The organism is Roseobacter sp. HKCCA0434 (assembly GCF_032464675.1).
Lineage (GTDB): Bacteria > Pseudomonadota > Alphaproteobacteria > Rhodobacterales > Rhodobacteraceae > Pontivivens.
In genome coordinates this window covers 83,264-95,952 of record NZ_JAWDKL010000005.1, presented here as the reverse complement: position 1 = coordinate 95,952, position 12,689 = coordinate 83,264, and the positions used below count along the sequence as shown (strand labels likewise).

General features: G+C 68.6%; 13 protein-coding genes. 5 read left to right on the top strand and 8 right to left on the bottom strand.

The genetic code is table 11. From position 1 onward, the window contains the following. The first annotated feature begins 96 nt into the window (after positions 1–96). Together RX333_RS05170 and RX333_RS05165 are read left to right on the top strand one after the other, a co-directional pair. Entirely contained in the window at positions 97–1,149 is a 1,053-nt protein-coding gene (locus RX333_RS05170) for a hypothetical protein (RefSeq protein WP_316013857.1), read from the top strand. A 14-nt stretch (positions 1,150–1,163) separates the two neighbouring features. Then, a complete protein-coding gene (locus RX333_RS05165; protein WP_316013856.1) occupies positions 1,164–2,276 on the top strand; it encodes a TRAP transporter substrate-binding protein in 1,113 nt (370 codons plus the stop codon). A 245-nt stretch (positions 2,277–2,521) separates the two neighbouring features. On the opposite strand, the gene RX333_RS05160 is transcribed toward RX333_RS05165, so the two are convergent. From RX333_RS05160 to RX333_RS05135, 6 genes are all read right to left on the bottom strand, one after another. After that, positions 2,522–3,136, bottom strand: coding sequence for a glutathione S-transferase family protein (locus RX333_RS05160; protein WP_316013855.1), 615 nt, complete (start codon positions 3,134–3,136; stop codon positions 2,522–2,524). A gap of 28 nt (positions 3,137–3,164) precedes the next feature. Then, the gene (locus RX333_RS05155; RefSeq protein WP_316013854.1) at positions 3,165–3,443 is read right to left on the bottom strand and encodes a hypothetical protein; all 279 of its coding nucleotides are present in this window, start codon (positions 3,441–3,443) and stop codon (positions 3,165–3,167) included. Positions 3,444–3,524: 81 nt separating this feature from the next. Next, a complete protein-coding gene (gene holA, locus RX333_RS05150) occupies positions 3,525–4,547 on the bottom strand; it encodes a DNA polymerase III subunit delta (protein WP_316013853.1) in 1,023 nt (340 codons plus the stop codon). Beyond that, positions 4,544–5,059 (bottom strand): LPS assembly lipoprotein LptE, encoded by a 516-nt coding sequence (gene lptE, locus RX333_RS05145; protein ID WP_316013852.1) that lies wholly within the window; start codon positions 5,057–5,059, stop codon positions 4,544–4,546. Before lptE ends, holA begins: the two co-directional genes overlap by 4 nt. Next, positions 5,046–7,622, bottom strand: a complete 2,577-nt coding sequence (leuS, locus tag RX333_RS05140; RefSeq protein ID WP_316013851.1) for a leucine--tRNA ligase — start codon at positions 7,620–7,622, stop codon at positions 5,046–5,048. The genes lptE and leuS overlap by 14 nt, the downstream gene beginning before the upstream one ends. A 45-nt stretch (positions 7,623–7,667) precedes the next feature. Beyond that, the gene (locus RX333_RS05135) at positions 7,668–8,159 is read right to left on the bottom strand and encodes a DUF3576 domain-containing protein (RefSeq protein WP_316013850.1); all 492 of its coding nucleotides are present in this window, start codon (positions 8,157–8,159) and stop codon (positions 7,668–7,670) included. Positions 8,160–8,399: 240 nt separating this feature from the next. On the opposite strand from RX333_RS05135, the gene RX333_RS05130 reads away from it, so the two are divergent. Further along, complete coding sequence (locus tag RX333_RS05130; protein ID WP_316013849.1) at positions 8,400–9,425, top strand: porin; 1,026 nt, start codon at positions 8,400–8,402, stop codon at positions 9,423–9,425. Between the two features lie 115 nt (positions 9,426–9,540). After that, entirely contained in the window at positions 9,541–10,191 is a 651-nt protein-coding gene (locus tag RX333_RS05125) for a YggS family pyridoxal phosphate-dependent enzyme (protein WP_316013848.1), read from the top strand. On the opposite strand, the gene RX333_RS05120 is transcribed toward RX333_RS05125, so the two are convergent. Both RX333_RS05120 and ribA read right to left on the bottom strand, forming a co-directional pair. Then, on the bottom strand, positions 10,182–10,682 hold the full coding sequence (locus RX333_RS05120; protein ID WP_316013847.1) for a L,D-transpeptidase: 501 nt from the start codon (positions 10,680–10,682) through the stop codon (positions 10,182–10,184). The two genes, RX333_RS05125 and RX333_RS05120, sit on opposite strands and share 10 nt — an antisense overlap. Continuing rightward, positions 10,679–11,743, bottom strand: coding sequence for a GTP cyclohydrolase II (ribA, locus tag RX333_RS05115; protein WP_316013846.1), 1,065 nt, complete (start codon positions 11,741–11,743; stop codon positions 10,679–10,681). The genes RX333_RS05120 and ribA overlap by 4 nt, the downstream gene beginning before the upstream one ends. Before the next feature lie 181 nt (positions 11,744–11,924). On the opposite strand from ribA, the gene RX333_RS05110 reads away from it, so the two are divergent. Further along, positions 11,925–12,611, top strand: coding sequence for a response regulator transcription factor (locus RX333_RS05110; protein ID WP_316013845.1), 687 nt, complete (start codon positions 11,925–11,927; stop codon positions 12,609–12,611). The last annotated feature ends 78 nt before the right edge of the window (positions 12,612–12,689 follow it).

Here is a 12,689-nt window from a genome sequence, read left to right as displayed (position 1 = left end):
ATGGTGCCCGTCGTGGATCTCAGTCGGCTTCAGATCGGCGGGGCGCGGGCATCCTTTGACTGAACGCCGCGCAGCGACGCGGCGAGGGAGGGAAGAATGAAACGACGTCAGTTCGTCGCCGGGGCGGGAGTCGCTGGGGCGGCGCTCGGCGCGGCACCCGCCGTGAAGGCGCAAACCGCCACCACGCTCACCATCGAGAGCACCTACGCACCCGGCAGCGGCCGCGCCCAGACCGGCCGCGATTTCGCCGAGCGGGTCGCCATGCTGTCGGGCGGCGACATCACCGTGCAGATCGTCGAGGCGGGCGCACAGGGCGCCGAGCTCATGGATCGGCTGTCGGGCAATGAGGTCGACGGCGTGCTCGGCTCGCAGGACGACTGGTATTCCTTTTCCCCCGCATTCTCGCTGTTCGCCGCCGTGCCGGGCGGAATGATGGAGCGGGAGCTGGAGGCCTGGATCCGGTCCGACACCGGGCAGGAGCGCTGGGACGCGCTCGCCGCCGAATACGGGATGAAACCGCTCTATCTCGGCGATGCCGGGGGCGAGATGCTGTGGTCCTCGGTCGCGCTCACCGACCCCTCCGCCCTGGATGGCCTGTCGGTCGCCGCGCGGGGCATGTCCGCCGCCACGTGGCGCGCGGCGGGGGCCAATGCTCCCTCCAGCGCCGACCCCGCCCCCTTCCCCACCGGCGTCGAGGCCTACGAGACCGCCCCGCTGGCCGAGCAATATGCCGCGCGTGAGAATGCGCCCGCCCGCCTCTATCTCGACACGCCCACCCGGCCGACCTCCGCCGTGTCGCTCAGCCTGTCGCTGCCGCGATGGGAGGGGCTGACAGACGCGCAGCGCCGCGTGCTCGACTACGCGGCCGATGCCGTGACCTTCCGCACCAATGCCCGCTCGATGCAGGCCAACGCGCTCGCCCACCAGGCCGTCCGCCTCGGCGGCACCACGGTCGAGAAACTGCCCGAACCGGTCTGGACCGCCCTTATGGACGCCGCGCGCGAGACCTACGAGGCGCTCGGAGAGCAGGAGGGCGAGGCCCGCCGCGCCTGGCGCGCCTATTTCCGCTTCGCCCGCGACGTGCAGAACTGGACCCGGCTCAGCGAAGCCGCCTTCACCGTCGCGCGCGCGCGCAACGTCCCGGCCTGAGCGGAGTAGAAACGATGACGAAGATGCAGAACATCAGCCGCCGCCAGGCGCTCGCCGCCACCGCCGCCGGGGCCTCGCTTCCGCTTGCCGCCCCGCTCTACGCGCAAGGTCGCCGCGAGATGCGCATGGCCACCAGCTGGCCCGGCGACCTCGCCTTCCTCTCCGGCTCCGCCATCCGCTGCGCCGAGGCGATCGGAGAGCTGTCGGATGGCCGCCTGACCGTCGAGGTCTTCCCCGCGGGAACGCTCATGGGCGCCTTCGACGTGCATGATGCGGTCGGCAACGGCGATATCGAGTTCTACCACGCCGCCGACTACTATTTCCAAGGCAAGCACCGCGCCTTCAACTTCTTCACCGCCGTGCCGCTGGGCCTGATGCAGACCGAGATGCTCGGCTGGCTGGAATTCGGCGGCGGCCAGGCCCTGTGGGACGAGCTTGCCGCCCGCTACGGCGTCCGGTCGGTCGCCTGCGGCGGCACCGGCGTCCAGATGGGCGGCTGGTACGAGAACCCGATCGAGAGCCTGTCGGACCTTGAGAATCTGACCATGCGCATCCCCGGCCTCGGCGCCGCGGTGCTGCGCGAACTGGGGGCGAGCACGGTCGTCACCCCCGGCGGCCAGATCGTCGATGCGCTCTTCGCGGGCGACATCAACGCACTCGAATGGGTCGGCCCGGCCGACGACCTCGCCTTCGGCTTCCCCAAGCTTCTGGCCACCTACATCTATCCCGGCTTTCAGGAGCCGCACACGGTGTCGAGCCTCGGCACCAATCTGGAGCTGTGGGAGAGCCTCGACGACCGCGACCGCGCCATCATCCGCGCCGCCGCCGACCGCGAGAACACGCGCCAATGCTCCGACTATTACGGCGGCAACGGCAAGGCGCTCAGCCAGATGCTGCAGGAATACGGCACGCAGCCGACCAAGCTGCCCGACGACGTGTTCGACCAGCTGGCCGAGATCGCCTACCGCGTCCGCGCCTCGGTGGCCGAGGAGGATGAGCTGGGCGGTCGCGTGAACGAGAGCTTCCTCGCCTACCAGCGCAGCATCATGGACTGGAACAACGAGAGCTTCGCGGCCTATTTCAACCGCCGCGACGCCGCAGTGCCGGTCTTCGACGAGAGGCTTTGAGCGAAAACGCGCGGCTCCCACTGGTCGATCTGGGTGTGAGCCGCGCAGCGTCGGGCCGCGGTGCGGCGATCCGACGGTCGAGCATGGCACTTTATGCCGGCCAGATCCGTATAACGTCGAAGCGTTTCGCCTACATCACCCAAATCGCCGTGCCGGGGGGCGGGTCACGCCGAAGGCGTGCTTCCAGCACGACCGATGCGCTGCGCCTTCGGCTTGATTCCGCGCAAGTCCGCTTCGTGCAGCCCCTACCCCTTGCCCAGCTCCGCCGCCCGCTCCAGCGCCCGACGGAACGCGGGGCGCGCACGGCAGCGCTTGCCGTATGCCGTCACGACCTCGCTCTCGACCTCGAACTTCGCGGATTTCGCCCAGGACAGGCAATGCGCCGCCAACAGGTCCGGCACCGCGAAGTCGCTGCCCGCGAGGTAGGGCCCCTCGCCCAGCCGCTCCTCCAGCCGCGCCATCGCGCGGGAGAACTCGATCCGCGCCGCCTCCTTCGCCTCGGGCACCCGCATCTCCTCGGGCCAGACGAAGGCGTGCTTGGCCGCCGTCCACAGGCTGCCATCCACCTCGTCGCACAGGAATTGCGTGTGCCCGTCCTGCACCGCCCGCTCGATCGTGCCCGCAGGTGCCGTCAGCGCCTCGTGACGGTCGGCCAGGAACTGGATGATCGCGACCGAATCGCTCAGGAATGCCGCTCCCACGCGCAGCACCGGCACTTTGCCCGCCGGGCTGACCGCGCGGATTTCCTCGCTCTGCGGCTTGGCCGGGACCAGCTCGTAGTCCTGTCCCAACTCCTCCAGCATCCACATCACCCGCATCGCGCGGCTCTGCGGGTGGCCGTAGAGGGTGTAGTCGGTCATCGCAGCGCCTCCGTCCGGTCCGGGCCGCTCACGGCGCGACCTTGATGACGGTCCAGCCGCAGTAATCTGCGTAGGGAATGCCGCGATGGACCAGCGTCAGCTTCTGCACCCCGTCATCCTCCGCGAGATAGGCGCTGACATCCGAGATCGGCGCGTCGTCGAGGTCGAACAGGCCGTTGAACTGGTCCAGCCCCTCCAGCGCCCCGACGCTTTCGAGGAATCCGCGCGGGTCCGCGGACAGGGCGGCGATCTGCTCCGCGTCCTGCAGGATGATCGCCCGGTCGTAGATGCGCAGCGTGTCGGCCATGAAAGATGCTCCTTTCGGGTGGTGCGGTTCGGGCCATCAAGCCATATCGCCGCCCGTCCGGGCAAGCCTTCCGACCCGCGTTCAGCCGCGCGGGCGCATCATGGCGACGCGGATCAGCGCGCGTTCCAGCATGGCGAATTGCGGCGCGCGGCTGGCCGAGCGCAGCGTGAGGTCCGTATCGGTCAGCGTGGTCAGCGCGCGCTCCAGCCTTGGCAGACCCCAGCTGCGGATCTGCGCGGCCATCGCGTCGCGGCGCGGGCCGAAGACCGGCGGACGCAGGCGCTGCAAGGCCTCCTCGGGCCGTCCCTTGCTGCCCGCGGCCGCATGAAGCTGCCGGAAATGCCGCGTCAGCCCGATGCACAGCGTGGTCACGTTCGTCCCCTGCGCCGACAGCCGCGCCATCTCGGGCCCAATCGTGGCCGCATCGCCGTTCGCGACCGCCGCGACCAGCGCATCCACGTCGCCATCGACGCTCTGCGGGGCGAGCAGCGCGATCTCCGACACGGCGAGCGGACTGTCGTCGCCCCGCTTGTAGAGCGCCAGCTTCTCCAGCAACTGCGCGAAATCGCCCGGCGGCAGACCGCGGCCCAACACCGTCAACTCCTCCCGCGCGGCGGCCTCGACCGACAGGCCCGCCTTTTCGATCGCCGCCTCGATCTCCTCGCGCCCCGGCGGATCGGCATAGATGGCGAGCGCATAGGCATTGCCCGCACCCTCGAACAGCTTGCGCAGCGCCGAGCGGGCCGTCAGCTGCCCGGCGGAGACGATCAGAAACGCGTCCCCCTCCCGCCAGTCGTCGAGCGCCGCCGCCACGGTCTTGGCGAGCGTATCGGTCGCATCCTCGACCACCACGGCACGCGGACCGGGAAAGAAGCCCTGCGCCTTCATCGCATCCGTCAGCTTCGCGCCGTCGCCGCGCAGCTCGGCCCCGCTCATCCGCTCCAGCCGCATGTCCTGCACGCCGTCGGGGCCGACCACCGCATCTGCCAACGCGCGGCGCCGCTGCGCCACCCGCTCCGCATCCGGGCCGTGGAGCAGGATGCCCGCGCGCGTCAGGTCGGGTCTCTTGAGGAAGCCTGCAACGTCGCGCGGCCCCAGCTTCATCGCGCCGGTTGCTCCAGCGCGATCAGGATCCGGTCGGCGATCTGCTCGGCGAGGTACTCGCCCAACCGGCGCCCCGCGTCCTCCTCCGCCGCGCGCGCGGCGATCTGCGACGCGGTCGGTGGCGCCGGCGGCACCGAGGCGGGCGCGTTGAATCGCGCTTCCGCCCGAAAATCCTCGCGCAGCAGAACCTCCGCCGTGCCGATCTCCCGCAGCGTGACGGCGGCGATCCCGGCGAGGTTGAAGCGCGTGACGGTGTCATTCTGGGTGATCGCCAGCGCCTCGCGCGTCACGGCCAGCGTCACGTCGAGCACGAAGGGCGCATCCGCCTCGGGCGAGCCGAACCGCTGCAAAAGCCGCTGACGCAGGAAATAGCCCTCGCGGCTGGCGATGTGCCCGACCCGAACCCGACCGCGCAGGGCCGAGGCCGCTCCGCCCGTGCCGTAGAGCGGCTCGAACCCGCAGGCCCCCAGCGCCAGCGCCGCACCGATCAGGCCGCGCCTAGACCACGACATTGACGATCCGTCCCGGCACCACGATCAGCTTGCGCGGGCTGCCACCGTCGAGCGCCTTGACCACCGCCGGATCGGCCAGCGCCGCAGCCTCGACCGTGGCCTTGTCCGCGTCCTTCGCCACCGTGATCTCGGAGCGTTTCTTGCCGTTGATCTGGATCGGCATCAGCACCGTGTCGTCGACCAGGTAGGTCTCGTCCGCCACCGGCCAGGGCTGGTCGAGCACCAGCCCCTCGCCGCCGAGTGCGGCCCACATCTCCTCGGCCAGATGCGGCGTCATCGGCTGCATCAGCCGCGCCAGCATCGTCAGCGCGTCGCGTCTCGCGCGCGACACGTCCGCGCCGCCCTTCGCCTTGCCGATCGCGTTGGTCAACTCGTAGAGCTTCGCGACCCCCTTGTTGAACGCGAACCCCTCGATAGAGGCGGTCACGTCCGCGATCGTCCGGTGCAGCACGCGGCGCAGCGCGATCGCGTCCGCCCCGTCGGCCACGTCGACCGCGGGCGGAGTGTCCTCCAACTCGGCCACCATGCGCCAGACCCGTTGCAGGTGCTTCCACGCCGCATCGGCCCCGGCGGCGGTCCACTCCACGTCCCGCTCGGGCGGGCTGTCGGACATGACGAACCAGCGCGCGGTATCCGCCCCGTACTGGTCGATGATCTCCAACGGGTCGACCGTGTTGCGCTTGGACTTCGACATCTTGATGACCGGGCCGACCTCGACCGGGGTGCCGTCCTCCAGCCGCGCGGTGTCGCCCTCGCGGATCACCTCGCCCGGCTCGTGCCAGCGCGCCCGACCGTCGGGACCGGTGGTGGCATAGGTCTCGTGCGTCACCATACCTTGCGTGAACAGCGCGTCGAACGGCTCGGACGCGCTCTCGGGCAGGTGGCCGGTCTTGACCATCGCGCGGGCGAAGAAGCGCGAATAGAGCAGATGCAGGATCGCATGCTCCACCCCGCCGATATACTGGTCGACGTTCATCCAGTACTGCGCGGCGTCCATGTCCGTCGGCGTCTCTGCCCGAGGTGCTGTGAAGCGCGCGAAGTACCAGGACGAATCGACGAAGGTGTCCATCGTGTCCGTCTCGCGCTTCGCCGCGCCGCCGCAATTCGGGCAGGCCACGTCGCGCCAGGTCGGATGCCAGTCGAGCGCGTTGCCCGGCCGGTCGAAGGTCACGTCCTTGGGCAGCTCGACCGGCAGGTTCTCCTTCTTCTCGGGGACCACGCCGCAGGCGTCGCAATGCACGACCGGAATCGGACAACCCCAATAGCGCTGGCGGCTCAGCCCCCAGTCGCGCAGCCGGTACTTGGTCACGCCCTGCCCGACGCCCTGCGCCTCGCATTGCGAGATCGCCTTGGCGACCGCGTCCTCGCCGGTCATCGTCTCGACCTGGCCCAGCCCGTTGACGTAGCGCACCGGCTCCGTCTTCGGTGGCACGAAGGCTTCGTTCGCCACCGGCTCCCCACCCTCGGCGGGCAGGAACACGTCCTTGACCGGCAAGTCGTATTTCCGCGCGAAGTCGAGGTCGCGCTGGTCATGCGCCGGGCAGCCGAAGATCGCGCCGGTGCCGTAATCCATCAGGATGAAGTTCGCGATCCAGACCGGCAGCTCCCAATCGGGGTCGAGCGGGTGGGTCACGGTCAGCCCGGTGTCGATGCCGCGCTTCTCCGCCGTCTCGATCTCCTCCTCCGAGGTGCCGGTGCGGCGGCACTCCTCGTTGAACTCCCGGATGTCCTCGCGCTGCGCTTCCAGCGCCTTCGCCAAGGGATGATCCGGGCTGATCGCGGCGAAGCTCGCGCCCATCAGCGTGTCGGGCCGGGTGGTGTAGACCTCCAGCGTCTCGAACCCGTCGAGACCGCTCGCGAAGTCGAAGGCGAATTGCAGCCCGCGCGACCGCCCGATCCAGTTGGCCTGCATCAGGCGCACCTTCTCCGGCCAGTCGTCGAGCCCGTCCAGCGCCTCCAGAAGCTCGTCCGCCATGTCCGAGATCTTGAAGAACCACTGGGTCAGTTCCTTGCGCTCCACCGGCGCGCCGGAGCGCCAGCCCTTGCCGTCCTCCACCTGCTCGTTGGCGAGCACGGTCATGTCGACCGGGTCCCAGTTGACCACCGATTTCTTGCGGGTGATCAGCCCGGCATCCAGCATGTCGAGGAACAGCGCCTGCTGCTGACCGTAATAATCTGGATCGCAGGTCGCGAATTCGCGACTCCAGTCGAGGCTGAAGCCCAGCTTCGAGAACTGGCTGCGCATCGCGTCGATATTGTCGTAGGTCCAGTCGCCGGGATGGACGCCCCGCTCCATCGCCGCGTTCTCGGCCGGCAGGCCGAACGCGTCCCAACCCATCGGGTGCAGCACCGCATGGCCCGTCGCCCGCTTGTAGCGCGCCACGACGTCGCCCATCGTGTAGTTGCGCACGTGGCCCATGTGCAACTTCCCCGACGGGTAGGGGAACATCTCCAGCACGTAATATTTGGGCTTCTCGGGATCGGCCTCGGCCGCGAAGGCGCGCGCCTCGTCCCAGGCCTGCTGCCATTTCGGCTCCGCCGTGCGCGCATTGTAGCGTGACATCATCTTATCCGTATCTTGTCGCCACGCCCCCGCGGGGGGCGGCGGTTATTGCAGCGCGTCCTCGCGGCGCAGCTGGCGCGCGCGCAACAGGATCGCGTCCTCGATCTGGCGCACCGTGGCATCGGCCACCGGCGCGTCGGTCCACACACCGCCCGTCAGCACCTGCCGGAACAGCGCCACGCGCAGCGAGCTGACGGCGAGCGCATCCGAATCGATTACCGCCACCGCGCGGAACCGCTCGTTGCCCGCCCCCGAGGGCGTGCCCCAGTCGGTCGTGATCACCCCGCCGAACGGATCGGTGGAGGCGATCGGCAGGAAGTCCAGCGTCTCCAGCGAGGCCTGCCACAGGAATCGGTTGACGTTCAGCTCGGGACCCCGGTCGCGGAAGATTTCGCCCGACAGCAGGTCGTTGATGCGGACACCATCCGATTGCGCCTGACGCGCGGCGGTGACGGCGGGCTGTTCGGGGCCGGAGCGATTGCACGCCCCGAGGACCAGCATGGCGACGGTCAGGCTCACTACGATCTTCGCGGACATCGGCTCGGCTGGCCTCCCTATAGTATGTAGTCCACCTCATATCGGCGGGGGCCTTGCGCGACAAGGCTTTTGCCCCCGTGGCCCCGGTCCCGCCACTGTGGCATCCCCGCATCATACCTTGCGTTTAGCCACGGCACCCCCTGAAAGGTTTTGACGAGTCGGGGCGGTTTGCGGAATTTGCATTCATCCGGCTCACAGGGGTGTGAGTGTCGGTGACTGTAAACACATGAGGGACTTCCCATGAAAAACGTGCTCTTCGCCTCGACGGCGCTTGTTGCATTCGGCTTCGCGGGCACCGCGTTTGCTCAAGTTTCCACCTCCATCACGCTCTCCGGCTCGGCCGAGCTCGGCTTCACCTCCGTCGACGACGGCGGCGCACAGGACGGTGAAATCCAGCTGCACAACGACTTCGACCTGACCTGGGCCCTGACCGGCGTCACCGACGGCGGCATGGCGTTCGGCGCATCCGGCGACTGGGACGAGGCGAATGTCGAAGAAGACACTTCGGCCTTCATCTCCGGCAGCTTCGGCACCATCACCATCGGTGACACCGACGGCGCCTACGACAAGGCGATGATCGAAATCGCAACCGGCGGTCTGGTCGACGAAGCCGACTTTTACGCCAATGGCTACTCTGGCCTCGACGGCACCGGCGATGCGGAAAGCCAGGTCGGCCGTTACGACATCACCTTCGGCGGCGTGACCCTGTCCGCGTCCTACGAAGATGGCGAAGACGACGGTCAAGAGAATGTCTACGGCATCGGCGCTGGCTTCAACTTCGGCGGCTTCGACTTCGGTGTTGGCTACCAGACCTCTGACGGCGCCGCACTCGCAGTCGGCGACACCATCGGTATCGCAGAAGTGCCCGTGGCAGTTGCAGGTACGATCGACGACGCGCAGGTCTACGGCATCACCATGGGCGCATCCTTCGGTGCAGTCGACTTCAACATCGGCTACGAGCGTGCCGAAGCTGACCTCGAAACTGCTGGCCTGGTCGCGGGTTCGGCTGCAGGCGACGACTTTGAGCAGGACTCGCTGCAGGCGTCTGTGCAGTTCGACATCGGCGCAGGCTCGCTCGGCATCAACTACCACACCGCTGAGACCGACGTTGACGGCGGTGGCGAGTTTGACGTCGACGGCTACGGCATCTTCTACTCCATGGACCTCGGCGGCGGCGCGAACTTCGTCGCAGCAGCAGGTAACCTGGAAGTCGACGGCGCAGCCGACGAGACCCGCTTCGGCGCAGGCATCGGCATGTCCTTCTGATCCACCCGGATCAGACGGAAGTCAGGGAAGAGCGGGCCATGTGCCCGCTCTTTTCATTTGCGGCCCGCTCTTCCATAACCCGGCCAATGACCGGGCCGGAAACCGGGGAGGGACCATGCCGCTCGACGACGTGAAGCAAAGGATCGAGGCCGCGCGCACCGCCGCGGGCCGCACCGATCCCGTCCACCTGATCGCCGTGTCGAAGGTCCAGCCCGACGCCCGCGTGACGGCGGTGCTAGACCAGGGCCACCGCCTCTACGGCGAGAACAAGGTGCAGGAGGCGCAGGGCAAATGGCCCGCCTTCCGCGAAACCTACCCCGACACGCAGGTCCACCTGATCGGCCCCCTGCAGTCGAACAAGGCGCGCCCCGCCATGCAGCTCTTCGACGCGATCCACACGCTCGACCGGCCCAAGCTCGCGCAGCGCATCGCCGATCTTGCGCAGGAGCTCGGCCACTGCCCCGAGCTGTTCATTCAGGTGAATACGGGGGAGGAGCCGCAGAAATCAGGGCTCGCCCCCGCCGATCTCGACGCCTTCGTGGCCGAGGTCCGCAGCCTCGACCTGCCGCTCACCGGCCTCATGTGCATCCCCCCGGCGGAGGAGGCGCCCAGCCTGCATTTCGCCCTGCTCGCCAAGCTCGCGAAGCGCAATGGCCTCACCGGCCTCAGCATGGGGATGAGCGGCGATTTCGAGGAAGCGGTCCGCTTCGGCGCGACGCATGTGCGCGTCGGCTCCGCCATCTTCGGCGAGCGGGATTACGGCTGAACGACCAGCCGCGATCCCGGCTGCCAGCGCGCCAGGATCCATAGCAGATCCGCCCGCGCGAACGCGACGCAGCCCGCCGTCGGCACCCGCACGCCGCGCCAGCAATGCACGAAGATGGCCGAGCCGCGCCCCCGCTCCGCCTCCGGCCAGTTCCAGTCGCTGAACAACACGATATCGTAGAGCGGATCGCCCCGCCGCATCCGCTCGTGCCGGAAGGTGCCTTCCCCGGCCCGTCCGAGGTGGTTGTAGCCCGCGTGGTCCACATCGTCCGACCAGATGTCGCGCGGTCCCGCCGGGCGCAGCGGCAGGATGGTCTCCGGCCGCGCCAGCCGGTCCGCCCGCCACATCCCGCCGACCAGACGGTGCGCGCCGACCGGGGTGGCGCCGTCCCCCTCCCGCTTGTCCGAGGTGAAACCGCCCTTGCCGATCGCACGCGCGAAACGACGCCCGGCGAATCGCGCGTCCCAGCGGGTCACGACCAGATCGCTCACAGCAGATGCCCGCTCTTGCGCGCCTTGACGGCCAGGTAGTTCGCGTTCTGCGGCGTCTCCCCGACCTTCAGCGGCACGCGCTCGGCCACGGCGATCCCCTCGCCCTCCATCATCGCGACCTTGCGCGGGTTGTTGGTCAGCAGCCGCACCGAGGCGAAGCCCAGCTCCCGCAGGATCTGCGCCCCGATGCGGAAGTCCCGCTCGTCATCCTCGAAGCCCAGCCGGTGATTCGCCTCCACCGTGTCGAAGCCCTGATCCTGCAACGAATAGGCCCGCATCTTGTTGGCGAGCCCGATCCCCCGCCCCTCCTGATTGAGGTAGAGCAGCACGCCCTGCCCCTCCGCCCCCATCTGCGCCAGCGCCGCGCGCAGCTGCGGACCGCAATCGCATTTCAGCGAGCCGATCACGTCCCCGGTGAAACAGGCCGAGTGCAGCCGCGACAGCACCGGCGCATCCCGACGCGGGCTGCCGATCTCGATCGCGTAATGCTCCTCCGTCCCGTCGCGGGGGCGGAACACGTGGACCCGGCTCGCCTGCGACACGTCGAGCGGGACCCGCGCCGCCGCCGTCTTGTCCAGGCGCACCACGTCGTCGCGCTGGTGCAGCAGGGCCGCGGGCGCCACCCCCGTCAGGTCCTCGGGCATGTCCGCCACGTTCTCGATCACCAGCGCTGCGGGCAAGAGCTGCGCCTGCTTGCACAGGATCACCGCCGCGCGGTGCACGCTGGCATCGCCCTCGCGCAGCGCGCGGAACGGTCCCTTGAGTGGCGCCGACAGGTCGCGCGCCGGGTCGGCCAGCGCCGTCAGCCAGTCGAGCGTCGCGCCAGCCGGCAGGGCGATCCGCGCCACGTCGCCATCATAGGCCACCGCCTTCAGCGTCGCCGCGCGCCGGGCCGTAAGCACGATCACCCCGCGCCCCAGCGCCAGCAGGTCGGCGAGCCGCGCCTCCGTCAGGCTCTCCAGCGCCGCGACGAGGGTGCCGCCCACCCGCACGGGCAGGCCCATCCGCAGATCGTTGCGGGCGCGCGCGATGCGTTCGTCATCGGTGGGGCGCAGGCTCATCGAATGTCCCTCTCGAACGCTGAAGCGGTCCGCCCCCGGATATAAGCCGCCTGTCGCGCGATGTGAAACAAATGCCGCCCCGACGACACGCATCCGTGAGTCGCCGTCGCAAGAACTTGCAGAGCCGACCCGCCATCCGCATCTCTCGCGGCAGAGCAAAAGTTCACGGGAGGCCTGTGTCATGAGCAATTTGAAGAAGATCCTGATGGTGGACGACGATGTCGACCTGCGCGAAGTCCTCGCCGACCAGCTGGTCGTGACCGAGGAGTTCGACGTGTTCGAGGCCGACACGGGCGCCGCCGGGCTGGACCGTGCGAAGGCGGACCTCTACGACCTCGTCATCCTCGATGTCGGCCTGCCCGACATGGACGGGCGCGAGGTCTGCCGCCTGATGCGCAAGCAGGGCGTGAAATGTCCCATCGTCATGCTGACCGGGCACATCACCGATGCCGACACCATCCTCGGCCTCGATTCGGGGGCGAACGACTACATCACAAAGCCGTTCAAGTTCCCCGTCCTGCTGGCCCGCATCCGCGCGCAGCTACGTCAGCACGAGCAGAGCGAGGACGCCGTCTTCACCGTCGGCCCCTATACCTTCAAGCCGTCGGCCAAGATGCTGATCACCGAGGACGACCGGAAGATCCGCCTGACCGAGAAGGAGACGAACATCCTCAAGTTCCTCTACCGCGCCAATGACGGCGTGGTCGGGCGCGACGTGCTGCTGCACGAGGTCTGGGGCTACAACGCCGCCGTCACCACGCATACGCTGGAAACCCACATCTACCGCCTACGGCAGAAGATCGAGGCGGACCCCTCGAACGCCGCGCTACTTGTTACAGAGTCGGGCGGCTACCGGCTCGTCGCGTAACAAAAATGGCAAAATTCGGGCAATTTTCTGCAACCGGCGCAGAGTCCGATTGAAAAATGCAAAAGACCTGCCCATAAC